15 protein-coding genes and 4 pseudogenes are annotated in these 25,937 nt (G+C 44.4%); 12 read left to right on the top strand and 7 right to left on the bottom strand.

Features of this window, described 5'->3' with window-relative positions; genetic code table 11:
• The first annotated feature begins 942 nt into the window (after positions 1–942).
• From RID53_RS36230 to RID53_RS36200, 7 genes and pseudogenes are all read left to right on the top strand, one after another.
• On the top strand, positions 943–1,173 hold the full coding sequence (locus RID53_RS36230; RefSeq protein WP_446392696.1) for a hypothetical protein: 231 nt from the start codon (positions 943–945) through the stop codon (positions 1,171–1,173).
• 447 nt (positions 1,174–1,620) lie between these two features.
• Positions 1,621–2,130, top strand: coding sequence for a CIS tube protein (locus RID53_RS36225; protein WP_446392695.1), 510 nt, complete (start codon positions 1,621–1,623; stop codon positions 2,128–2,130).
• A gap of 588 nt (positions 2,131–2,718) precedes the next feature.
• Positions 2,719–4,572, top strand: coding sequence for a VgrG-related protein (locus tag RID53_RS36220; protein WP_446392694.1), 1,854 nt, complete (start codon positions 2,719–2,721; stop codon positions 4,570–4,572).
• Between the two features lie 17 nt (positions 4,573–4,589).
• Entirely contained in the window at positions 4,590–5,252 is a 663-nt protein-coding gene (locus RID53_RS36215; protein WP_446392693.1) for a PAAR domain-containing protein, read from the top strand.
• Between the two features lie 351 nt (positions 5,253–5,603).
• Positions 5,604–6,020: a GPW/gp25 family protein gene (locus tag RID53_RS36210; RefSeq protein WP_446392692.1), complete on the top strand. Its 417-nt coding sequence runs from the start codon at positions 5,604–5,606 to the stop codon at positions 6,018–6,020.
• 108 nt (positions 6,021–6,128) lie between these two features.
• Complete coding sequence (locus RID53_RS36205; RefSeq protein WP_446392691.1) at positions 6,129–8,351, top strand: putative baseplate assembly protein; 2,223 nt, start codon at positions 6,129–6,131, stop codon at positions 8,349–8,351.
• A 432-nt stretch (positions 8,352–8,783) separates the two neighbouring features.
• Positions 8,784–8,990 (top strand): annotated as a pseudogene (locus tag RID53_RS36200) (hypothetical protein); the annotation flags it as partial.
• A gap of 223 nt (positions 8,991–9,213) precedes the next feature.
• Here RID53_RS36200 and RID53_RS36195 read toward each other — a convergent pair.
• Positions 9,214–10,272 (bottom strand): annotated as a pseudogene (locus RID53_RS36195) (ISKra4 family transposase).
• Between the two features lie 300 nt (positions 10,273–10,572).
• Between RID53_RS36195 and RID53_RS36190 the strand changes: the two are divergent.
• From RID53_RS36190 to RID53_RS36180, 3 genes and pseudogenes are all read left to right on the top strand, one after another.
• On the top strand, positions 10,573–10,815 hold the full coding sequence (locus RID53_RS36190) for a hypothetical protein (protein ID WP_446392690.1): 243 nt from the start codon (positions 10,573–10,575) through the stop codon (positions 10,813–10,815).
• A pseudogene (locus tag RID53_RS36185) lies at positions 10,794–11,396 on the top strand (transposase); the annotation flags it as partial. The gene RID53_RS36190 and the pseudogene RID53_RS36185, both read left to right, overlap by 22 nt.
• A gap of 555 nt (positions 11,397–11,951) precedes the next feature.
• Positions 11,952–12,182: pseudogene (locus RID53_RS36180) on the top strand (zinc ribbon domain-containing protein); the annotation flags it as partial.
• Positions 12,183–12,204: 22 nt separating this feature from the next.
• Here the strand turns inward: RID53_RS36180 and RID53_RS36175 are convergent.
• The 4 genes from RID53_RS36175 to RID53_RS36160 all read right to left on the bottom strand — a co-directional run bounded on the left by RID53_RS36175 (position 12,205) and on the right by RID53_RS36160 (position 16,018).
• Entirely contained in the window at positions 12,205–12,387 is a 183-nt protein-coding gene (locus RID53_RS36175; RefSeq protein ID WP_446392689.1) for a hypothetical protein, read from the bottom strand.
• Positions 12,388–12,464: 77 nt separating this feature from the next.
• The gene (locus tag RID53_RS36170; RefSeq protein ID WP_446392688.1) at positions 12,465–12,653 is read right to left on the bottom strand and encodes a hypothetical protein; all 189 of its coding nucleotides are present in this window, start codon (positions 12,651–12,653) and stop codon (positions 12,465–12,467) included.
• Between the two features lie 131 nt (positions 12,654–12,784).
• Entirely contained in the window at positions 12,785–15,007 is a 2,223-nt protein-coding gene (locus tag RID53_RS36165; protein WP_446392687.1) for an MASE1 domain-containing protein, read from the bottom strand.
• Between the two features lie 399 nt (positions 15,008–15,406).
• Positions 15,407–16,018: a DUF3318 domain-containing protein gene (locus RID53_RS36160; protein WP_446392686.1), complete on the bottom strand. Its 612-nt coding sequence runs from the start codon at positions 16,016–16,018 to the stop codon at positions 15,407–15,409.
• Positions 16,019–16,194: 176 nt separating this feature from the next.
• On the opposite strand from RID53_RS36160, the gene RID53_RS36155 reads away from it, so the two are divergent.
• Together RID53_RS36155 and RID53_RS36150 are read left to right on the top strand one after the other, a co-directional pair.
• Entirely contained in the window at positions 16,195–16,455 is a 261-nt protein-coding gene (locus tag RID53_RS36155) for a hypothetical protein (protein ID WP_006104661.1), read from the top strand.
• Between the two features lie 63 nt (positions 16,456–16,518).
• Entirely contained in the window at positions 16,519–17,085 is a 567-nt protein-coding gene (locus RID53_RS36150) for a DUF2808 domain-containing protein (RefSeq protein WP_446392685.1), read from the top strand.
• Between the two features lie 219 nt (positions 17,086–17,304).
• On the opposite strand, the gene RID53_RS36145 is transcribed toward RID53_RS36150, so the two are convergent.
• Positions 17,305–21,276 carry a CHAT domain-containing protein gene (locus RID53_RS36145; protein WP_446392684.1) on the bottom strand — a complete coding sequence of 1,324 codons (3,972 nt, stop codon included), beginning with the start codon at positions 21,274–21,276 and terminating at the stop codon, positions 17,305–17,307.
• 866 nt (positions 21,277–22,142) lie between these two features.
• Positions 22,143–25,286: a CHAT domain-containing protein gene (locus tag RID53_RS36140; protein WP_446392683.1), complete on the bottom strand. Its 3,144-nt coding sequence runs from the start codon at positions 25,284–25,286 to the stop codon at positions 22,143–22,145.
• Positions 25,287–25,937: the final 651 nt, after the last annotated feature.

Raw genomic sequence — 25,937 nt, 5'->3', positions numbered from 1 at the left:
CACCATTGGGGGAATAGGAAAAGTGATCACCCTTAGAGTTTAACATCTTAACTCAAAGCAATAAATTCAAACTTAAGCTAGGTTCGTCGTCAGCACTTTGGTGTTACAAGGGTTTGATCACAAAGGATAAACCTTAAAATGTCGCTGGCTTAAGCTGGGTTCGTAAGTACCTAGACATAAATTCTGTAGGTTGTACGAAAAAATGTGGCTCTTCGAGAGTATTTATGATCAAAACAGAACAAAAATTTCGGGAATAGGGAACACCTCGACCCTTCGATACGCTCAGGACATCGCTTCGCTCAGTGTGTCATAGGCAATGGTCACTAAACCAGTTAGCCAGAAATGACTGTGATCTTCATCATATTACTTCAAAAAAAACATCACACTTTACTCTCAAGTCCCTCACAAGTTGACTCTCTGAATATCACCGGAGTTAAGGACAAGTAACACAGATTACATTTGGACAATGAAGAATAATTAGAATAGTCAAAACACATCAGATATCTCTCAGAATCTAAAATCTGATCCACCTGTTTTTATCTACATCTTGGGTCTTGCTATGAACCTTTGGCTTATCAGTCTATACGCACTCATTTCGCTGTATTTATTAGTCGCTTGGTTACGCTTTTTTAAACAAGGAAAGGGAATGACACTCCAGCAAAAACTTTTATCGTTACTCACTATTGGTATCGCCACCGTATGTTGGCCCCTTGTTCTCCCCATTGCTTACGTAAGGTTATTAAACGCTACCGTATCACGATCGTAGAGTTGTTCTGCTGAACCAAATTCAAAACATTAGGCAGATTGTTTCAGAAAGGGTGTATCTACTCAAGCTCAATATTAGTGGAATTCCAGAGCTGTAACAGAGAATACATAAATATAGCCACTCCAAATGGCTTTAGAGTTTAACGAATTAACTTGGTTTATGCCTGGAGTTTAAAGATGACACTTTTGCTTATTGGTTTTTACATATTGGTTGCGCTTTACTTATTAACCGCTTGGTTACACTTTCTCGAAAAAGGAGCAGGACTATCTCCTCAGCAAAAAGTTTTATCGTTACTCACTATTGGTATTGCCACGGTATTTTGGCCCCTTGTCCTGCCCATTGCTTACGTGAAATTATTGGATGCTACAGTATCACAACCACAGAATTATTCTAGTAGAACGTCTTAATTCAGTAAGATTTAAAATAATCACGTAAACGTTTAATTGAATCTTGAAAGCTGGCTCACGACAAAAAACCCAGAAAGTCTTTTCTGTCAACTTTCTGATATAGTGGTCAGTGAGCTGACTTTTCACGCCATCTAGAAAAATCGATATCAAACCTAACCCCCCAGTCCCTTTACCTTTTAGATCCCCCTTCCGTCCCCCTTCAAAAAGGGGAGACCAGATGTTGCTTCGCGTTTTTTGCACGGGGAAGCCAGAGGATGCTTCGCTTTTTGTTCCATGGGGGAGAACTCAAAGCTTCTCTCCTTGAAGGAGAGAGGTTTGGAGAGAGGTTTTCCAGATCCCGTGAAAAGTAAGGTCAGTGAGAGCCATGCTGAAAAACTCAGTCAGCGTATAGACAAAGAGATTAAACCATTGACAATCGCCGGGAAACTGAGTCCGAGGTAATCGATTATGTCACAACTTGTAAAAGCCCAACTAATTTCTACAGATGGTGGGGGAACAATTGACTTCATGTTCAACCCCAACCAGTTAGCCTTTAGCCAGCAAATTAACTTAACAAAAAGTAGCGGAGCGCGAACAGGTCGAGGATTACCCAAGGTAAACTTTGCCTATCCTGAACCTGTTACCCTCTCGATTAACAATATTATTTTTGATACCTATGAGACAGGTGAGAACGTCCTCCGCCATCTAAAACAGTTTGAGAAAGCGGTAAATTTTGCCGAGTCGGGGGAAGGAAAGGAAAAACGTCCGCCCACTTATGTGTTTACCTGGGGTTCCCAGGAGTATATTCGGTGTTTTGTTACAAAAGTTGATTATAACTTGACCATGTTTCTGCCTGATGGGACACCCGTCCGAGTGTCGGTGAACCTGACATTGGAAGAGATTGATGAGTCTGTGTCTCAACCGGGAATGGGAACGCCCCAACCGAGTGGAAACCAGCGTCAAAGTGGTAGGCGTTAATGTAGAACGGTGCAGGTAGCGAGTAGGGATGGGGAAGATGGGGAAGATGAGGAAGGCTATCCGATTTGGTATCACACAGTTGATAAGTACCTGAACATAAATTCTGTTAATCGAGTTAAGAATTGTAAAACCCCTCAATCCCTTGTTCCTGTTCCCTATTCCCCAATTTCAACCGTCAACTTGAATTTCGTCTGAGTACTTATCACCCAGGTTTCTCGCTTGGGGACTATTCATCTGTTAGGATAGCTAAACAGATATTAGAGATCGTTCGCGATCGCACCCCTTAAACCATCCCTATCAATCACCGACAATACAATAGTTTAGGTTGCATCCGACCTTTTGTGATTGTTACCTGTTGAATTTTTACAGATGAATGCTACATTCATCTTAAACAGGCTATTGATGTTGGATGTTGGTTTACAAAACGTAAAATTCAGGCAAGTGAAACAGGTCAGCAATAAACGGGAAAGTTAATCACTCAAGCCCCTGCTTTCTGCCTAAATTGTCCCATTCTCCCATCAATTCCCCGGGGGTAAATTCCCAGTCAGCGGCACAACTCAGTGCCAAGTCTTGATTCTAGAGGTCGCCATGGCTGTTACTTATGTAGCTGAACCGATTTTAGAAATTGATGGTCAGTTAGCGTCCAAAGCATTAATGGACGACATTATTGAAATCGCAGTGGAAGAAAGCATCCATCTTCCTGGAATGTTCACCATAGTGATTAAGAATGATTACTTTCCGGGGCGCAGCGAGGATGAAACCTGGCGACATGCTGGCTTATTTGAAATCGGCAAAACGATTAAGATAGGGTTCGGTTCGAGTACCACCGAAGCCCAAGAGTTTGAAGAGGAAGAGAAAGATTATGTTCTCGAAGGGGAAATCACGGCAATGGAATGTAACTTTACCCGTGACTCCGAAGCGCCGATGATGATTCGCGGCTACGATATTTCTCATCGGCTATGGCGGGGGCGGTATAATCGTTCGTTTCAGAATATGACCGATACCGATATTGTCAAAAAAATTGCTGGGGAAGTCGGGATACCCACAGGTACGATTGATGAAACGGGTGGACCCTATGGATATGGGGATATAAATGGGTCAAATGGCTATATCTTTCAAGAAAATCAGACGAACCTAGAATTTTTACGTGAACGCGCCGCCCGTAACGGGTTTGAATTTTTTGTTCAGGATGGAAAATTAAACTTCCGTAAACCCAAAGTTGATGAATCTCTAGAACTGAAATGGCTCAAAGATGTTCATAGTTTTCAGGTTAGAGTCAGTAGCGCCGAACAGGTGAGTGAAGTTGAAGTCCGAGGCTGGGACTACAGTCAAAAACAAGCCATTGTCGAAACAGCCAATCGAGGACAAGTCCATACCCAAAATGATTATGGAGATGGGGCTAGCACCAGTACCAGCTTTAAAGGCAAGCCACCCACACCCAAAATGATTTTAGTAGACCAGCCTGTCTTCAATGCCCCCGAAGCTAGAACCATCGCTCAAGCGATTTGTGACGAATTAGGCGGAGAATTTGTTCATGCTGATGCCAAAGCAGAAGGAAATCCCAAAATTCGACCAGGACGGGTGATCAAACTCAGCGATTTAGGCAAATACAGTGGAGAGTATTACGTAACCGAAACCCGTCACCTATTCGACGAACGAATTTACACTACAGAATTCACTATTCGAGGATTACGTGGCGATAATCTCCCACCCCTGTTATCCCACGAAGCGCCATTTCAACCGGGACAAACATTACTCGTCGGTATTGTGACTGATAATAATGATCCTAAAGGTTGGGGTCGAGTTAGAGTCAAATTTCCTACTCTAACCGAAGAACATGCAAGCTACTGGGCGCGAATCGCGGCGGCTGGTGTAGGACCCGGACGAGGGTTTGACTGTATTCCAGAGGTGAATGATGAGGTGTTAGTCGGGTTTGAACATGGCGATATTCATCACCCTTATGTACTTGGCGGCGTTTGGAATGGCAAAGATAAACCGCCAGAAGCAGTGACTGATAGCGTCATGGATGGCAAGGTTCGACTGCGAACATTGAAAACTCGCACGGGTCATACCTTACAGTTTGTTGAAGAGGATAAAGGCAGCAGTAAAAAAGGCGTTTATCTGGATACGGTATACAATCATCATTTGCACTTGAATGATACTGAGCAATTTATCGAAGCGAAAACTAAAAATGGTCATTATCTTCGCTTAGACGATAAAAACAAAAAGGCAGAAGTTCAAACTCAGAATGGTCATTATGTTCTCTTAGATGATGGAGGAGGAAAAATTGAACTGAAATGTGGTGGAACAACGATTACTATGAAAAAGATGGGTAACAGCATTACGATAAAAGGAACTAGCATTACCCTAGATGCCCAAAAAATCGATATTAAAGCCACAGGTCCAGTGGCTGTTAAAGGCACACCAATTAAACTTAATTAGACAAATAGGAGCTTATTATGGGAAAACCTGCAGCAAGATTTGGCGATACTGTAACCCATCCCCTTCCACCCACATTAACACCCGGACCCGGTAGTTTTAATGTATTAATTGGCGGAAAACCAGCTTGGCGGGGTATCCCCGCAGCATCAGCAGCTGTCTTGCAATCTGCCAAAAAAGCATCTGATGCCATTATCAAAACGGCTGAAACAGCAACATTAAATGCGGCTGGTACACCAGCTGCGCCAGTGGCAAAGGCAGCAGAAGAGGCGACGAAAGCGACAATAGCTGGCGTGATGGGAAGTCTCATCTCCAGTATGGCAGCTAGTGGAGCAGCTGCAGGTGCGGCGGCTGGCGGTATTGGCGCTACTGTTGATACCCATACCTGCACAACACCCTTACCTATACCCCCCCACGGACCTGGTGTAGTTATTGACGGTAGTACATCGGTTTTGATTAATGGACTCCCAGCTTGTTTTCTGGGCAACACTGTTTTAGAAGCGTTAGGTCCGCCCAATAAAATTACAATGGGTTGTCCTACGGTTCTCATCGGTAGTGGACCAGCGGCAAGTGTTTCTGTAGACACCAGCGCTATGGTGGCTCAGATGGAAGCTCAAGCTAGTCAAGCTGCAGCAAAAGCGAAAAAGAAAGCTGAAGAAGAACAGAAAAAGAAAGAGGAATAGAACAGCAATAGGAGTTATACAGAAGTAAAGCTCATAAGTAGGGGTATAGATAGACTGAGGTTCACGGAAAAGGCTGTATTCTATTCAAATCCTACTTATTGAGTTTTCCGAAGCTGCCATGCCTTTAAATTGTGTCTAGGTAGTGAGCAAGATGCTCACCCTACAAGGATTTTGCCATTCTTGACATTAGGATTAAATGTTTAAATGCCGAAACAGTTAAGCTGTTCTGAATAACTAAAGCTGCCCGTACAATAGAAATTGACTCTTGAGATTTTCTGACCATTAATTGAGGTTACATCAAAGAACGTTCTAGGAAAGTCGCACTTATCCTAATAGACTAAATTTATAGAAATGGCAGATATTACAAATAACCAGCCACGAGATTATCTGGGTAGAGGACTATCATTTCCGTTACGGGGAAACCTGCAAGGAAGCCTACAACTCAGCGCCGACATCCGAAACATCGAAGAAGCGATCGCGCTAATCTTGGGTACTAAGGTAGGTGAACGGGTTTACCGACCAAATTTTGGGTCGCGCCTGTCTGAACTCGCCTTTGCGCCAATGAATACCCAAACCCTTTTGCTGATTCGAGTCTATGTTGAGGAAGCCCTGAAAATGTGGGAACCTCGAATTGTACTGGATGGCGTTTATACAGAACCGGACCCCATCCGCGGTCGCGTCAATATTATTATTGAATATCATCCTAAAGACTCCCATGATACTCGCAGTTTAGTTTATCCGTTCTATCTCCAGCCCTCTGGGGAGTAACTAGGATCTGCTGAATTTGTGCTGGGGATAGGGAGCAGGGGAAGCAGGGGAAGCTGGGGGAGCTGAGGGAGCTGGGGAGGAAGAGTTACAACCAACGAATGACAAATTATGGAATTTGATTTTTTACCCAAGTTACCAAAATCTGATTTAGACGATCGCGCATTTCAGGATTTAGTAGAAGAGTGTATCCTCCGCATTCCCCGCTACTGTCCAGAATGGACGAATTACAACCCCAGTGATCCAGGAATCACGCTGATTGAACTGTTCGCCTGGTTAACTGACCAAATGTTGCTGCGGTTCAATCAAGTCCCCCGGCGTAACTATGTTACCTTTCTGGAATTACTGGGGATTCGCCTGCAAGCACCAACCCCGGCTCAAACCCAGCAAACATTTTATCTGAGTTCATCTCTCCCCGAAGCCTACACGATTCCCACAGGAACCGAAGTGGCGACGGTACGCACTCAAACCGACGATGCGATTATTTTTAGCACCGATCGCCCTCTAGTGATTGCTAAACCCAGTATCCGCCATTTTCTCACCTCGGATATTGCTGAAGAGGAACCCCAAGTGCTGCGCGATCGCTTCGTGGGAACGTGGACTCAGCAACCCAGTGGGGAGTGGGAAGGGTTGGAGTTATCGATTTTTAATGAACAACCTGAAGCCGGAAATTGCTTTTATCTTGTCTTTGAAGCCGATCAACCCATCGAAGGCAATGTTATCGCCCTGCGAATTAGGGGTGAAGCCGCAACCTCTACCGGGATTAATCCCGAAGATCCCCCTCGCCTTTGGCAAGCCTGGAATGGTATGTTTTGGCAACCCATCCTCCTCCAAGAAGCGGATGATAGTACCAAAGGATTTAGTTTCAGCGAACTGATCCGTCAAGGGGGTGATCCATTACAAGGGGCGGATGTTGTCCTCCATTTACCCCTGCGTTTACCCGTTACTCAATTTGTTACCTATCAGGGACGTTGGTTACGCTGTGTTTACAGCGAACCTCAGTTCAATCAACCCGGTTATATGCGTTCCCCGCGCATCGTTGGTTTAGATGTTCGGTCGATTGGCGGTACTGTTGAAGTCACCCAATGTACGACAATTCGTAATGAAATCCTCGGCGAAAGTGATGGAAATCCCGGTCAAACCTTTCAACTGCAAGGACGGGGAATTTTGCCCCGTCGGGAAGAAGAACATATTTTGGTGATTCCGCCTGGAGGTTTACCCCAAATCTGGCAAGAAGTCAATGATTTTGCTGACTCAGGTCCAGAAGACCTGCACTATACCATTGATGCGATTACTGGCATCATTCAATTTGGTCCCCTATTACGAGAACCCTCTCAACTGCGAGAACAAACGCGGTGGCGTTCCCGTTCTCAGAGAGTCCCCTCGGAAATGCTCAGTTTAGTCAATGGTCGAACTGGCGCGTTAGAACGACGGGAGGGCGCAGCGATGCAGTCGATGGAACGTCAATATGGCGCAGTTCCCCCTAGAGGTGCGGTGATCCAAATGGCTGCCTATCGCATTGGGGGTGGTCAACAGGGTAACGTGCAACGGGGCGCGATTCAAGTCCTCAAATCGGCTGTTCCTTATGTGGCGAACGTAATTAACTATTCTCCCGCCCGGAATGGCGCTGATGCGGAATCCTTAGAACAAGCCGTGATCCGAGTACCACGACTCCTAAGAACCCGCGATCGCGCCGTCACTCGCGAAGACTTTGAATACCTAGCCATGGAAGCCGGAGGCGGCTCTATTTCTCGCGTGTTATGCTTATCACCCATTCGCCAAGAAGACGCCGGACGAGTACGTCTGCTGCTTGTACCCAACGCCAATACGGATGGGATTGAGCGCGGTGAAGGCATTGATCCAGATGTATTAACGCTAACCCCGCAACTCACTGAACGAGTGCTGAGTTATCTTGATGAACGACGGTTACTCGGTGTAGAAATCCTCTGTAGCCAACCCGATTACGTTGGGGTTGCGGTACAAACAGAAGTTGCTCTCGATGCAGCTTACAATAATCCCCGTGCCCAACAAGAAATACTATTGAAACTACAAACCGCACTCTATCGCTTTCTCAATCCTTTAACTGGGGGGTCAGAGGGGAACGGGTGGTCGTTTGGTCGCCCAGTTTATTCATCGGATATTGTTACCTTATTGCAAAGCGTTCCTGGAGTAAAGTATTTAGGGGCGGTACAGCTATTTGAATTACGGCGTCAGGGGCAGAATTGGATGCGAAGCTCGCCTTTAACTCTCATTGACCCCGGTCCTTTGGGTCTAATCTGTTCTTGGCATAGTAATCGGTCACGCTCAGGTCATGTGATTAATTTGATTACATAAGTGCGAATATAAGAAGGGTGATCGCACTTTCTCCCATCAATCCAACCCTAACGCGATCGCGCTGTGGTTTATCCTCAATTCGACCGTAGTGGCGTTTAGGGTGATAATAAAGTCTTATGAATTAAGCCAAGGGAGCTGCGTAAAAATAAAGTACCAGTGAGGAAAGCTGTCTTCATCAACTCAGCCAAGCTTGATTGGTATATTATTAAGCCGCAAGTCCCCAAAGTCCCACGGTGTAATGCTTGTAGGGTGGGTTGACGAAGGAAACCCAACTAATTAAGCGATTAAGCTAGGTTTTCTTCAAATCAAGCCAATCGCTACACATATAAGGAAAATTTATCACCTTATGTACGGGAGAGCCAATTTTTCAGACTTTTTCCCTTGATTGGATATGTAGCTTCTTGTACTTCAAATTGAAGTGCGGAGTCTGGGCTCAAAGCATTAGCTAAAGGGATGCTAGGTAAGCATTGCTTAGACGCTGGGTGGGGTCAATTCCTGCGAATACTAGAGCAATGCTGTTTTAAGCGTGGTGTATTTTTCCGGAAAGTAGATGCTAAAAAGACAAACTATTTTTGGGAGCATGTCAGGTTTGCACGCGAGGAGCTGAAGAGGAGGAATGAAAACAACAGAAAAAGTTAGTCAAGAGTGTCTGTTAACTCATTCTTAATCTTTTGTTTTTTTGGCGTTTTTAATTCAATCTGACCACCCCAGCCAAGCACGAAGGAAAGGCTTATTGTTACTCTTCTAGTTTTTATAGACACACAAAGATTGACGGCTTTTAAATTAACCGTTACCCGGAAAGTCATAACTTATGTATGACTAGAATATTTCTGTTTTTGGCGGCAAAAAACGTGATACAGCTTTAAATCATATTATTCAGATAAGCGCAGCGATGAGCTAAAACTTGAGGCACATTCTCCTGATTCCACTGCGCTCCACTAATTTTTGTACGCCGATCAATTTGTTTGACGGCTGACTCGACTGCCCCCGATGCCACCGAGCAAATTTGTTCTGACGAATAATAGGAGTAATTAATAATGCGATAACGATGCTTTTTTATATAGTCACAAAAATTTCCAGCTTGCTTGGCGCTCAACCCAACAAATAATTCAATCGTTTCCTTAACTTTCCCTTTCCACAAAAGAGCTTCGGCTTTCTTTAATCGTTTTTTAGAGCAACCAAATTTATACAGATTTTCTTTCAAATGAAACCAATCTAAAATTTCTCTTCGAGTCTTTGAGTCACTAATTTGATGGATAATCTTCCAAATCCCATCGTGTCCATCCCCAATGCAAGTAACTGGCGATGCTAATGGTTGTTCATTCACCCAGTTCACTAAACTTTGAGAATCTTGAAAGAAAGCTTCTGTTACTTGTTCATGAATCCTTATACCTTTGTAATCTCGCCAGATACAAGGTTCAGATGGTGGTGTTCTTAAACGAATTTTTCCCCCATCCACGCTCAATTCTTGAATCGGTTTATCTTGAATGGGCAACTTGAATTCTTGTCGATGTACTATTCGCTGCTGCGTCTTGGATGAGATGTCAATTCCTGTCAAGTATTTGACATCCTTTGTGGTATTTTGATAGGAGACATTAGCGCTGACTATCAAACAACATTTTTCCAGATAGGGACTGATTTGTGTGTAAGGTTTAACTCCTAATCTTTTAGCTTGTTTGTCTGTCATCTGGAGTTCTCCTATCCAACTTTTCAATGTCCGGATTCTTCCGGCACGGATTCCAGTTGCTTGTTGGATAAAAAAAATCCGATTTGTGGACTGACATATTCGTTTACCTGATGATGTACAGTTGCTTCAATACTTTCTCGCGTCCTTACACTGCTCAGGTGATGTTTCTTCATAAAGGATTTGGGCAATCCCTTTGATATAATCTTTTAAAGCTTGCTCTTTTTCAGGTGTCATCGGAAAGTCAGATCTATGAGGATAGTCTTATTGTCCCTCATAATCGCCATGATTGTCACTCTCATCTTCAGCCGACAAGTTAAAACTTGTTTGGCTCTCTTTGCGATCGCACACCCATTAACTTGACGCTACAATCAACTCCTGACATGGCTTTTCGCTTCTTGACGCCTAGAGCGCCGGCCCAGTAATCACGATGAGGGTAAAGCATGAGAAAATGGATTGACACAACAGTTGTGAGTCGTCTGATTGTGTGAAGTTTTACAAAGAGTTTCTCATTTAAGTTGAGCAAGAAGAAAACGAATGCATCCACCACTGTGGCGTCCGCCGATAGAATTGTCTGCCGTAGAACTTGGGATTGTTTCCCGTATCCGTCGCGCCAAACTATTCATCTTTTTACGCCAAATACGTCACCGCTTATTTGACGAACAATTCCAAAAGGAATTAGCCAAAATTTATACCGACAGCTCCAAAGGACATCCACCTGTCCCGCCAGCCCAGTTAGCTTTAGTCGTTATCTTACCAATGTTCCAGAAGCTTGGGTGAGTGATGCGATTAGCGCCGATCTGGTCGCGCAGCAGGTCAAGTTGGTGGAGTTGCATATTGACCGAGCTTACCTGAGCGCTAAATTAGTACGTAAACGACAAGAGGAATTAAACATCTACTGCAAAGCTTGGTCTGTACGCAATCGAGGTGGGCGTTTCAGCAAAAGTGCTTTTGCTTTAGATTGGCAACAGGGAACCCTGAGCTGTCCCAACCAAATCAGTGTACCACTAAAACTGGGCAAAACCGTACATTTCCCAGCATCTGATTGTGCTGTTTGTCCTTTACGAGAGCGTTGTACTACTAATCAGCGAGGTCGTAGTGTCAAGATTCATCCCGATGAACCCTTGCTGTTTGAGTTACGAACACGCCAATTAACTCCCTTGGGACGAGCTAAGAATCGAGAGCGCACGGCAGTTGAACATTCCTTGGCACATCTGGGACCATGGCTTGGCAATCGCGCTCGCTATATTGGTTTACGCAAGAACCTGTTTGACTTACGACGTGCCGCCGTTGTCAACAACCTTCATGTCCTGGCTCGCCACTTTCAGGGGAGGGGAGGCTTACCTTGGCAAGACATTTGACACCCAATTGGGGGAACGCTACCACCAATCAATATTCATCACAACCATAAAATCTACGCGATCGAGCAACGGCTAAATAATCCTACTCGCGATCGCACTTTGAAAGCGTCCCCAGCAAGTCATCCTATTTCCTGACTATTGCCCTTTACTACCATGCTATGTCGGCGAGCGTTTCCGCCTTTTTTCTTATCGGTGCTTCACCAGACATGATATCACTCCTTCATACCAGAAAATTCTACAGGTAGATATCACAGCGATAGATATATTTAGTTTTTGAAGTTCGACTTAAATGAGACATACTTTGTAAAACTTCACACAATTAGACGGCTCACAACTGTTGTGTCAATCTATTTTCTTATGCTTTACCCCCATCGTGATTACTGGACTGGCGCTCTAGTGGCGCGATCACCAACCCATCAGCTTAACACTACCTACAATGAAGTCCCGACAAGGTTCGCCATTCAAGTTAACGGATACTCTCGGCTAACTTTTTCTGTTGTTTTCATTCCTCCCCTTCAGCTCCTCGCGTGCAAACCTGACATGCTCCCCTATTTTTGTCCTAATTGCTTAACAAAAACGGGTAAAAAACCACTATCAGAGCGTGTCCATTCATGTAATCACTGCGGCTATACCACTGATAGAGATGTAGCCGCAGCACAGACAGTCCGTATAAGAGGACTTGCAGCCGTGGGGTACACGGTCAAGATGCTTTCTGAGGGTAAAGGTTTCGTCCTGGAAGACGTTAAACTCTGCCTCCCTGTGACGGAAGAATCACCGTCCTTATAGGGCGGTGAGTGTCAAGACACTATTAACATCCTACCTCTAATCCCTCTGGCGGTTGGGAATAGAAGCCTTGTTCCTCTGCGGCTGTGGGTGAGTTCGTAAACTGTTCGATTTGAGTCAATAAGGTTTTCGCTTCTAGATCACCATTGTCGGTTCGGTGTTTGAGGTAGAGCTTTAGTTCATTGACTAGGGCAGTGGGGATGTTCATGGGTAACAATTCAAATGAAAACGCTATATTCCATTGTGACGTTTTCCCCCGTTAAGCTGACGCTATAACGGGGGCTTCTAAAATAGAGAGAGTTGAGTTCCTCGTATCCTAGAAGTTCGCGCTTCACGGGCTGAGTAAGGTAGAAGTTCTGGAACTGTAGCCTCTTCCATCGAGATGCAAGCGTACCAGCCGTCAGCCTTGTGAACAATGGTGCAAGTTTTCAGCTTGAAACCCTCTGGAATAGGGCGATGCAGAATAATCGGCATCTCCCCAATTTGGCTCTCCCGGACTTAGGGTGATAATAAAATCGGTTCTTCAGCCATCTTGTCAAAAAAAGATTCCATTTTTTACAAAACTACATGCATCCAGCCTGTAAGCTGTTTTGCGGTTTAACGTGTTAATCTGACTTGCTATGACTCAATAAAGGAAGCGAAAAGTTAAAAGTTGATCCTTGTGTTGGCACACTGGTAACACTAATTTGTCCCCCGTGAGCATTAATAATTTGCCGACATAAATATAAGCCTAAACCAATTCCGGTTAAGTGTTGAGAGTGCAATCCCCGAACATAAAGCTTAAACAGCCGATCGCACTGCTGTTTGCTCATCCCTACCCCATTATCCGCGATCGCACAATGAAGCATATCCCTCTCAACCCTTACTGTCAGCGTAATCTTAACCCCCGGTAGATTGTGTTTAAGGGCATTCGTCAATAGATGATGAAACACACATCGCAGTTGAGTCGGATCAGCTTTCACCGGGGGTAAGGTTTGGGGAATAACCGTCGTTAATTGAGCGTGGTTACTGCTGAATAACGGCTGCAAATCAGCCAGGATTTGGCTGAGGAGTTCATTTAAGCATAAAGGTTGACAGTGGAGTTCAATTTTCCGCCCTTGGTTAAAATGGTCTTCAGATAAGGCATTGATTAACGTCAATTGGCGATCGCTATTTTCAATCAGCCGATCCAGAGTTCGGCGTGGCAAGGCAACGGTTTCACCAGGGCTATTTTGGGTTCCCTTCAACATCAGAATTAAGCCCATCATTGACGTTCGTAGATCATGGGATACTGCTTGTAAAAACACATCTTTGAGTTCGTAAAGCCGTTGCAATTCCTGCATTTTTTCCTCAAGTTGCAGGGTACGTTCCGCCACTTGGCTTTCTAGGTTACTATTAAGCCCTTGGACTTGTTGGTAAAGTTGAGCTTGTTGAATGGCAATAGTGACTTGAACCGCTAATCGTCTTAACCAATCCACCTCAAAGGATTGCCAATGACGGGAACGGTGGCATTGATGAACTGCCAAGAGTCCAAATAGTTGATCATCGAGAATTAATGGAATTGCCAGAGTCGCTTTAATCTGGTAGCACCGATAAAAGTCTTTGAGATAGGGCGTTACATTAACCCGTTCCGTATTATCCCGGATTAAAATTTGACGCTGGGCAAATAATTCTTGGGTTTCTTGTAACAGTTTCTCTGAGGCTTTCCATCCCAACAGAGATTTATAAGCAGAGGCAACAGATTCGGCAGCAATTTTACTGTGGTTATTTTCATCTAGATAACTAATATAGACACGATCTGCCTGTAATAATTGCCGCACTTCCACAACAGTGGTGTGCAAAATTTGGTCTAAATCCAAGGATTGACGAATCCGCAGGGCAATCTCCGCTAACAAGCGATCACGTTCTAAGGTAGCCCGGAGTTGATGTTCTGCCTGTTGACGCTCTGACATAGCGGCGGCTAAAACTAAAGCGGTTATGGTTACCACTGCCATAAACGTTTGTAGCAGTAGAATTGCCCCTAGGGTACTTCCCGTTTTCACCACAAACGGTCCAATCCCCTGGAGAACACCGCCAATTGCCATTCCCGAAACGATTAAACTGGCAAGAACCGCACCCCACACCCGAAATCGCAGCGCCGCCCAAACAACAAAGGGAAAGGGTAAATATTCGAGGGGATAGTCGGAGAGAGCAAAGGTAGTTCGAGACTGGAAAACTAGCCAACTAAATACGCCCAGTAGACTCCAGCACAGGACGGCTTCTAAAATCTGTTGGGGTTGATAATTTGGCGGAAAAATTCGCTGAGGAGAGTCCTGAACCATTAATAGCAGTAAGGGGGTAAACACTAAGATTCCCATACTGTCTCCTAACCAAAGGGTTCCCCAATTCAGTCCAAATTGATGCCATGGAATGAAACCTACCCAGCAATTCACTAGCGTACTAATCGTGGCGTTAATTGAGGGGGCAATGATCGCGCCGAAGATAATTAGAACATAAGCATCTTTAAGGCATTCTAACGTCGGGTTAAAATCCAGGCGACGTAATCCCATCGCACCGACAACAGCTTGTAACGTGCAGCCGATTACCGAACCCAGAGACACCAAAAATGAGGCTCCCAGAGACAGATTGAGCCAAAATGCACCAATCGCCACACCAACCCACAGTCGTTTTCCCTGCAAAAAAAGGACAGCTAGAGCAATCCCCGCACTGGGCCAAACAGGAGATGCCTCAGCGCCCAATCCCAGCCAAGACAAGGTAAACTGAGCGCTACCCATATAAGCGATCGCCACTAGAGCAACTGTGATCAGGTATCGCCAGAAACGCTGCGGATTCCCAGGAAATATGGACAAAATTAAATCTTCACCGTAACTAATAAGCTGTCATGCATTTAAATTGGGTATTAGTAGCGAGCAAGATGCTCGCACTACAAGGCTTTCGCCGTTATTGATATTAAGGTTTAAATGCCGAACAGCTTATTCAAGATTTCATAGCTAAGAGTGATCGGCTTCCATCAACAGGATGCCCAACGTTATCAAAACTTAACATCCCCTAGGTGGGTGAGTGTTGAGTTGTAGGGGCGGGTTTAGGGACTAATATTGATTGTTATCCCTAGGTTGGCGGCAAAACCCGCCCCAACCAAATGACTTCGCGAGTACAACGTAAGCTGTTTTCTTCCCCAGCTTCCCCAGCTTCCCCAGCTTCCCCAGCTCCCCCAGCTTCCTCTCACCACAACACTTATTCAGCAACGCCTAACTATTCTGTCTCACACTCTCCGGAACCCCCACAGGGGAAATACCCGCGATCGCCCGCAGGTTTTGAGAGCGAATTAATTCAGTAAAATTTAAACTCAGTCGCCCTTCTATCTCAGCCACGGATTCAATCGCCGCTAATAGATGCTGCGCTGCTTCTGTTTCGGTATAGCCACGCCGTAGGGCGACTTTGATCGCATCGGTATCCGCCTCTAGGTGGGTTTGACAACTGCGAGTGCTGCGCCAAATTTGACTCCCCGCGATCGCACTCAATCCCGTCGCCACAACGACACCCACCGCATCGCCTTGCACCAGTTCTACCATTCCCCCTAACAATCCGGCAATGACAACGCCTTGATATAAATCAGGCTTAAACCACCTGATATTCAGCAACCAACTCACGGTACTGAGGAGCAGCATATCTCGTTGCGGTCTAGGTAAGCGACGCCACAGATCAAAGTTAATATAGATTGGACGATCTCTTGACCAAGGCATCGGGAAAGGAGTGTCAATCACCGCCGTCTGTTGCGGTTTACTGATAATTTTGGTCAGCATTCGCCCAGAGGCGGGCATTAGATCACGCAAGCGGCGAATTTCTGGCTCTGGATTCATCAGCCGAGGGACTCAAAACTTAGAGGATTTAGAGGATAAAGTTAAAACACTTATTGTCCCAACTATCTCATGCCTGCCTTAAAATGCAAAACGCCTGGGCAGGGAAACCCCTAAAATAGGCACAGGAGATTGTCAAGACCAGACTCTCCCCTTTAGCTACAACCCAGCGATAGACTATGGACGCTTTTACCCCATTTCCACCGCAATGGACAAAATCAGCCACTCATGCCTTAGAGTTCTGCTGTCCCACCTGTCATGCTTCTTCGATGGAAGCCCAACGGGTTTGGATTAATCGACAATCACCCGTCCTGACTGAAGATTATCGTAAAAAGTGGCAAGAGTTCTATCAATGTCAGTGTGGTAAAGTGTGGTGGGCTTGGAGTAGCGATCGCCCTCCCTCGGAATTGACGAACCGTGATCGACCCCCAGATTTGTAACGTCGAATACCATAAACAGTAAGTCGCCCATGGCAGTAGTTGGGCTAGCATTCCAGTTTATTTATGCGCGTTTCCACTCTCATTGCCCTAACCCTAAGTACAGCCAGTTTTTTGGGAATGCCAATTGCCCCGATTCATGCTGTACAGCAAGCCGATGGTACCGTTTCCTTTGAAAAATCACCGCGCTTGATTAATGTGTTCACCACATTTGACCATGTGGGAGTATGGGGAGCTAAATATTATTTCACCCTAGAACTTCCAGAAAATGCGGGTGAACCCTTACAGAAGGTAACGATTAGTCAACGGGAAGGAAGCGAAACTATTCGTTTTCGGCTTGATGATACTTTAGCCTTTACCGGAACCGCTCGAAATAAAGGCAAACAATTGCCGTTACAATCGGTGACCAGAGATGATGAAACCAAAACGGTTTCTGTTAGTTTTGCCGAACCGATTTCTCCAGGAACCACATTTACCATTGGTCTTCAGCCACAGCATAATCCCTATTGGGGTGGAGTTTATTTATTTGGTGTAACCGCGTTTCCAGCAGGAGAAAAACCCTATGGATTATATTTGGGTGTGGGACGGTTGCACTTCTATCGACGAACCTCTTGTCGATGGGGATTCTGCTAGATAAGAGGTGCTGGGGAAGATGGGGAAGATGGGGAAGATGAGGGAGATAGGGGAGTCATGTTCCAGGCGTGATTACAGAAGTATCTGTCTGTAGGGGCGGGTTTAGGGACTAATATTGATTGTTATCCCTAGCTTGGCGACAAAACCCGCCCCGACCAAATGACGAATAACGAATGACGAATAACGAATGACAAATGACGAATGACAAATGACAACAAATTACCAAGGACTACCAACCATAGTAAACGCACTCCAGTAATAAGGATGTTCAAAGTTACCATCTCCGAGTCTGGCTAATTCAGGTGGTAACGCGACTGACTTATCACCTGCAATCAGTTGTCCCCCTTTGACATAGACTTGTCCCCGTAACATTGCCAGTTGAGTTTGTCGCAGTGCTTCTGCTTTAATCGGAGCTTGTTTGAGGGTTTGATAGAGTTGGGTCATTAATCCTAACGTTCCCTCATCACTGACATACCATAAACTGCCTACGGCTGATTTTGCGCCCGCTTGAACTGCTAATCCAGCAAAACCTAATTCAGCTTCCTCATTCCCCAACGCCGTGCGACAAGCACTGAGAACTAAGAGTTCAACGGGAGGATTATTCCAATCTAATTGAGGCAATTGATTGAGTCGCAGCTTCCTATCCCAAAGTTGGATATAGGAGTTATTCGGTTCTCCTGATTGGAAATTGGCATGAGTGGCTAAGTGGATAATGCCAAAAGGTTGCTGTTGACGTTGTTCTTTGAGATTTTCTAAAGTAAACGTCTCGTTAAGAAAAGATTTTCCTTGCCACAGCGATTGGGTAATAGCTGATAATTCTACCGGAACAGCAGGTAAAGGTTTTTGATCCGTAAATTGTGCGGCTCCCATTGCTAAAACATCCAGGTTTTCAATGGGGGCGTAGTTCGGATTAACTAGGCTCAAACTCGGCATTAAACCAACACTGTATTTCTCAATCAAAAACTGTTGACCATCGTAAAGAGCCGCTATAGGAATAGAGCGTAAGCCGTAGTCTACTAGGAAGGTTACGTTTTCAATACCGAGGGCTTGCAGTTCATCGTCCATGGGAGCCACTAGCCAATCATAGAGTTGTTTCCCCGGAGCAATGTAGCCTTTACGACTGCGAACATTGGTGACTTCTAAGCGAAACTGCTTGGCAATGTTGAGAACTTGTTGGCGAGTGATTTCAGGGATTCGTTTGCGAATGGGTAATCCATTAGCTGTAACCAGGAGTAATTCTAATTGGTCTTCAGGATTGCGGGTTTTGGTAGGAGAATTTTGGCTTGACGATGATGGATTTTCGGTTTGATTAGAACTCTCTGGCGGGACAAAACTGATATAAAGTAGTGAAGATTTAACTTCTGTCGTTTTTTCGATGTTGCTAAGAATATTCTGGCTTTGGGCGAGAGTAACTAAGGGGATATCAGTAGGTAAGCCTAAATAGTCTACAAATTGTCGGGTAAAGTTTTCCTCTGAGGCGTCAACGGATTGGAGGGATGAGTCATCAGAAGAAGCGGATGATGAGGCTTCGCTGGATGAGTTGTTAGCGGGGGTGGATGGATTGCTATTCGCTTCACTGGATGGGGTTTCAGCGGAGACAGATGGAGTACTATTGGTTTCGCTAGGACTAGGATTGCTGGGATTATTCAGTTGATTTGTCGGTTCAGAGAGAGTTGTATCGCTAGAATTATTTAGATTATCTTCCGGGTTAAGAGTAGTAGAATTGTCTGGATTGTATCGATTATCTTCCGGGCTTAAGGAAGGAGGGTTTTCGGGATTCTCTAAATTATCTTCCGGGCTTAAGGAAGGAGGGTTTTCGGGATTCTCTAAATTATCTTCTGGGTTCAGAGAAGGAGTTCTTTCGTAAGTGAGAATTGGAGACTCTTCCTCACCACCAGAAATAAGTTCCTCAGGAGCAATCTGCAAATCAGTGTCATTATCAAGATCGGGAGATATTATAGCAACTGGATTAATCAGGGGATTGGTTTCCGGATTCGTCATTGGAGGAGTTTCTGAATCAGTTCCCGGATTAAGAATTGGAGGAGTTTCTGGATCAGTTCCCGGATCAGGAATAACTGCATTTTCGGTTCTCGTAAACCGACCCTGATTTCTCAATTGCTGCTCTCCGGGAATGATATTGTTATATCGAATGCTACCCCCAGCGATCAAGTTTATACTACCTAACTCACCCTCTCCCCGTTGAGAAACATCTATAGTACCGTTGATATTAATATCGCCCGAAGCGGATAATTGTACAGAACCGCTATTCCCAGAATCATCTTCACTTGTGGATATATTCCCAGGTCTATTTACAGATATATTGCCGATAATGATATTACCTGAATTAGCCTCCAATAGTATCGAACCAGCATTCCCAGAACCATTATCATTTGTATTTATACCATTGTTGATAGTAATGTTACGAGAACTCGATAAGGTTACCGAACCTGCATTGCCATCATTCTGATCGTTAGTAACTATGTTGTTTACCAAAATGTTGCCAGCGGCAGATAAATCTACATTACCCGAATTACCTAAACTTTGATCACTTGTATTAATCGTGCCATCGATAGTAATATCTCCAGTAGCATTTAATATTACAGAACCAGCATCAGTTGTCGGCACAGAATTAGACGTCGTGATATTCTTAACGGTAATATTTCCGGGTGACGATGGACTCCCTGTAGAGGTAAAACTTGTGTTTCCAGCGTTGGCGGGAAGATTGGGGGAATTATTTAAATCTGCTGGGTTTAAACCTGCCCGCAAAATTACAGAGGGAGAGTTAGCCAAGAGTCGAATATCTGGATCAGGATCAGAAACTGAAAACATAGTATCGGGTCCAGTAATTGTAATATTCCCGCCGGTAATACTACCTGTTGCTTCTATCTTCAGTGCCACACCATTATAATCACCAAACGTAACGTCTCCATCAACGCTAATAATTGGATCGAAATAGCTGACAAAGTTACCCGGATTACCAGCTAAATTCAGAATCGAGAAACTTCCGCCACTGGCAAAATGAGCATCGCCTGAAATATCCCCATCGCTAACTAAGCTGAGATCTCCCCCACTTTGAAACGGAGTTTGGGGATGATTTAATGCCAAAATATCAATGGTGTTATTCCCTTGAATATAAAGATTACCCCCAGCTTGGGCAAGGAAAGGATGGGTTACACTATCGCGCACTCGCACCGTATCTTGTGCCAATAAATTCAAGTCACCTGTGGTTTGTAACTGACTCTCAACTAAGGTTAGGTTATGCTGTGCAGATAAGGTAGCTGTCTCAGCAATAACGTTTTTGGCAACAATATCTCCAGGTTCAATCGGAATCCTAGACGCTGAGATTTCTGCTGTTCCATTGCTATTTACTTTAACGTCTGGAACCTCAATCGAACCTGTCAGCAATTCCGGTAAAGATAGGGGGTTAATGGGAGTCTCTCCCGCCGGAACTTCTAGACTCAACAAATGTCCAGGTTGACTGAGGCGGACTGTACTTTCACCGGGAACGGTGGTAATGGTAAGCTGTCCGTTAGCGGCTTCCAAGTTACCTGTACTCACCACTGTACCGCCAACTAAGCTTAAATCTTTGCCAACCTCTAGATTACCCCCATTGACAATCGCCCCAGGGTTGGATGTGTTAAACGTAAAAGCATTGGGTTGACCGACAAGAGAGGTATAATCATTAGACGCGATCGCACTAAACCAATTCTCCCCAAACCCAATCCCCGTCGCTGTTGTCGCCGTAAAGGATGCAGGTACATCTAACCGGGCATTGTGACCAAACACAATCCCCGCTGGATTCATCAAAAATAGATTGGAATTGCCTCCAGTTACCTGAATTAATCCATTAATTAACGAAGAATTTCCTCCAGTTACACGGGATAAAATATTTTTTATGTCAGGATTCGTTATAAAATTAGCTGTCTGGTTTGCGTCTAAACCAAACTCACTAAAACTGTGAAAAAGATTAGCGCCATCTCCAGAGGTTTGACCACCAGTAATCGTGAATTGATTTCCACTAGCGTCTACTTGAGTATTTGTTCCATCATTGGCTGGGATCGGTTGTGCCTCAACGCCGGTGGGAAAGAATCCTAAAACTAACGTCCATAGTAAAATACGATTGACTTTACTATTTTCAGTTAGCCAAGTTAATAACTTGGTCAGATGCCATCTTTCCTTAGTTAACCTCACAGCTATTTTCCTCTGATTCATGGGTCGCCGCTTGATCAATCAAGACTCAATTGAGTTGGTTAAATTATGATTGATGATAGTGAAATATAAATCGCTTCAAAATATAAGTCTTAATCAAGAGTTTAAAGACGTTTAGGAGATCAATACAGTGCGATTTTATTTTGTTCAATTACTTAGTCTGAATTAGAGATTATGAATAACAAGCAATAACTTGTCTCACTTCTTATCTATTTATTCAATATCTGCAACCCCGGTGCTGGTCAATGTAATTCACCATTCAATCCTTACGATTGATTTCCGGATAATTCTCCATCAGCATCAATAATTTAATCTATGCCTTATTTTTAGGATAGCATCGTATATTGTAGAGTTGCTAAACTTCATTAAAACTTCATTGACAGATTGTCTAAAGTGTAGATTGTGTAAATCAACTGAACTGTATTAAGTTCTGTGGATATGCCTCAAACCCTTATATAAAGGTAGCTTGCTTCTCGCGAAGCGAGAATAGCATTTTTATTTGAGATGTGGAAATCACGATGGTAGACAAAGGCAACAGACAAAACCTCGACCCTTTGACAGGCTCAGGACATCGCTTACCTCGACGGTCAGTGAGCCTAGCCGAACTGCGCTCGGTAACACGCTTGGTGTATCATGGGTAAGCTGTCATGCATTTAAATTGGGTATTAGTAACGAGCAAGATGCTCGCACTACAAGGATTTCGCCTTAATTGATATTAAGGTTTAAATGCCGAACAGCTTAACAGGCAGCAGGAAGAAAGAGTTACAGGTATTTTAGGTATGATTAGAAACTAGCGTTGGATTTCATGAATGATTTAAAATGCTATATAAAAAATGACGAATGACCAATTACCAGGGACTACCAATCATTGTGAACGCACTCCAGTAATAAGGATGTTCAAAGGTTTGATTTCTTAACCTAGCAAGTTCCGGTGGTAAAGATATCATGTCCTGAGTGGTAATCAGTTTTCCATCTTGTGTATAAACTTGCCCGTTGAGCATAGCTAGTTGAGCTTGGCGCATAGCTTCTGCCTTAATTGGAGCTTGTTTGAGCTGCTGATAAAATTCAGTTATCAACCCCAAGGTTCCTTGATCACTCACATACCACAAACTCCCCACCGCCGACTTAACTCCCGCTTTAACGGCTAACCCAGCAAAGCCTAATTCCGCTTCCTCATTCCCCAATGCCGTGCGACAAGAGCTTAGTACCAATAACTCTACCGTTGGCTTGTTTAAACCTAACTCAGACAGTTGATTAAGTCGCAGTTTACTATCCCAAAATTGGATATAGGAGTTACTCATTTCTCCTGGCACGAAATCAGCATGAGTTGCCAGATGAATCATGCCATAAGGCTGACGGTTTTGCTGTTGTTTTAGGTTATTCACCGTGAATGATTCATTGAGAAACGATTTTCCCTGCCATATATCCTGGGTGATTTCTGATAACTCTACTGGCACAGCTGGTAATGGTTGTTTATCGGTAAATTGCGAGGCTCCCATTGCCAGAACTTCCATGTTGGTAACAGGCTCATAACGGGTATCAGTGAGGCTAAGACTCGGCATTAAACCAACACTGTACTTTTCGATGAGAAACTGTTCACCATCATAGAGTGCCGCCACTGGAACGGAGCGCAAGTTAGTATCGAGAAGGAAAATGAGATTTTCGATCCCTTGACCTTGAAACTCATCTTCCAACGGCTTCACCAACCAGTTGTAGAGTTGCTGTCCCGGCACAATATAACCTTTTTGGCTACGGACATTGGTGACTTGCAAACGAAATTCATTAGCAACTTTCAGGACTTGCTCACGGGTTACTCCTTCTACTTTTTTGCGAATTGGGGTTCCTTGAGCAGTTACCAGCAGTATTTCTAACTGATCTTGAGGACTTGGAGTTGGGAAGGGTACATTTGTTGCCTCATCAGTAGCAATCGTTTGGGGGGCAAAACTGACATAGATGAGTGCGGGTTTAGCTCCAGTTGATTTTTCAGTATTAGCGAGAATTTCCCGGCTTTCTGCTAGGGTTCTCAGGGAAATATCTCCAGGTAGCTCTAAATATTCCTCGAATTGCCGCGTGAATTTTTCTTCAAACTCAGCCACAGAATCCGTTTGAGTTGAATCTATCGGCGGGTTTCTTTCGGATTGCTCTTGGGTTGTAGTAGATTGGTTGTTGTCTGTTTCAGCTACAGGATTTGTTTGAGTTGAATTTGCAGAACTGTTTGTGTTGGATGGCTCTTGGGTTGTAGTAGATTGATTGCTGCCTATCTCACCGACAGGATTTGTTTGAGTGGAATTGACGGGACTATTTGTTTCGGATTGCTCTTGGGTTGCAGTAGATTGGTTGTTGTCCGTTTCACCGACAGGATTTGTTTGAGTGGAATTGACAGGACTATTTGTGTTGGATGGCTCTTGGGTTGCAGTAGGTTGATTGCTGCCAGTTGGGGATTGATTCCCCTCATTAGCAGTCGTTGGGGTACTCGTGCCTAAGTCTTCACTATCTGAAACTGTAGTCGGAGTAGCATTTTCATCAACGGTTAAAACACTATCGGGAGTAGAGTTTTGATTAGGAAGTATATCCTTTAAAGGGAATTCATCAATTATCGATCTTTGATAGATTAGAACTTGAGGTAAATTCGGCTCTTTTTGAGCGTCGATGTTATCATCATCGTCGATGTCATTATCCATATCATCATTGTTGATATCATCATCATCGTCGATGCCATCATCCATATCATCATCGTTGTTATTGATAGGCTCAATGGTCGTACCTAGATTGTCGGCTTCCACAAAACCTGTTTCGGTTGTAGTCTCTCCTGGTGTTGTTAAATTAATAGCACCCTCACCCGCACCTTGATTACCCTGACCTGGATTACCTGTATGAGTAGCATCTATAGTGCCATGGTAGATACTACCTTGAGCAGACAACGTTACATTTCCAGAATCACCTTGACCCACGGCTGTTGCAGTAATATCGCCAACCGTAAGATTGCTTTGAGCAGATAATACAACGGAACCAGCATCATCTCTGCCAGTAACGGATGTGTCGATATTCCCGACATTGATATCTCCATTTTTGATGGGAATACCATTTTGAGTTGGAATGCTAGAATCCACTCGTGTTACTTGTCCATCACTATCCACTTCTAGACCAGAAATTTGACCACTACCTGTCAATAACTGCGGTAAAGTTAGGGGAGTAAGGGGTACAGAAGCCGATGGCTGAACCTCTAAACTCAGCACATTTCCGGGCTGACTAATCCGCAGTATCCTCTCTCCAGGAACAGTGGCAATGGTAATCTCTGCTTCGGGTGCTTCCAAATTGTCAGTGCTAACTACGATGCCACCGAATAAGTTTAAGCTTTGTGCCTCTTCTAATTCTAACCCCGCGTTGACAATGGCTCCTGGTGTCTGAGATGTTGAAAAGGCAAAGGCGTTAGGTTCTCCAACTAAAGCCGTATAGTCATTTGACCCGATCGCATTAAACCAATTATCTCCAATGCCAATTCCCGTAGCGGTTGTAGCCGTAAAGGATGCCGGAACATTAAGTCGGGCATTTTGACCAAAGACAATACCGGCGGGATTCATTAAAAATAGATTTGGATTTCCCCCTGTCACTTCCAGCAACCCATTAATTATTGAAGGATTACCACTCGTTACACGGGCAAAAATATTTTGGATATTTGAGTCAGGACTAAAAGTTGCGGTTTGGTTCGCCTCTAAACCAAATTCGCTGAAGCTATGAAAAAGGTTGGCTCCATCCCCAGAAGTTTGTCCCCCGGTAATGTCAAACTGATCACCATTGGGTGTGACAATAGTACCTGTCCCATCTGGCGCTTCAACAACCGATTGAGCCAGTCCCCCCGTTGGTAAACCCGCCAGGAGTAACGTCAACAGTAGATAGTGGCTTCGTTTACTTTTTTTCTTGGTCATGGTGAATAGATTGGCAACCACCAACCAGCAATTGGTCAATACTGTTGTGTTCATCTTGTATGTCATTGGTTGTTGCCTATTGTCGGGTCAGGAGTACTCAGAATAAATGACGATTTATCGACTCTTTAGTTTCCTGTTTTTTAGGGAATTAATATAGTAAATTTGATTTAATCTTATACTTCATTGAAGCTTTAAAAAATGCAGGTTTTGTAAAGCTGCCGCTTTAGGGTTAAAGTGCGATATCATTTTTTTAGTACCCTTAAAAATATTATAAATAATTGTCAGACTTATGGGACATTTAAGGTATATCCCATTTGGGTTAATTTGTCCTGTGGAGATTTGGACAATTTGGCAGCATGTCAGGCTACAGCTCTTACCCCCAGCTCATCTTCATCCCCTTCACATTCCCCTCTTCCCTTATAGATCCCCCTTCCGTCCCACTTCCGTCCCCCAACCCCCCTCATCATCCGTGTCAACTTAAGCTAACCCCAGCCCCTCTCCCAACCCCCCTCGTTCCCCCCTTTTAGATCCCCCTCCCGTCCCCCTTTTTAGATCCCCCTTCCGTCCCCCTTAAAAAGGGCAGGGCTAATTCATTGTGATGAGAGAAAATTAGGACGACCAGAATTTAGCGTAAACTAAATCTTGCAGCCATAGTTTAATCGAGTCATTTGCTTGCTATGAAGGTCAATCTCCTGGAAGCCTTAACCCAAGTGCCAG

It is taken from the genome of Coleofasciculus sp. B1-GNL1-01 (genome assembly GCF_040220235.1).
In the GTDB taxonomy this organism is placed as follows: Bacteria; Cyanobacteriota; Cyanobacteriia; order Cyanobacteriales; family Coleofasciculaceae; genus Coleofasciculus.
The sequence above is the reverse complement of the archived record's forward strand: the minus strand, read 5'-3'. Positions and strand labels throughout refer to the sequence as shown.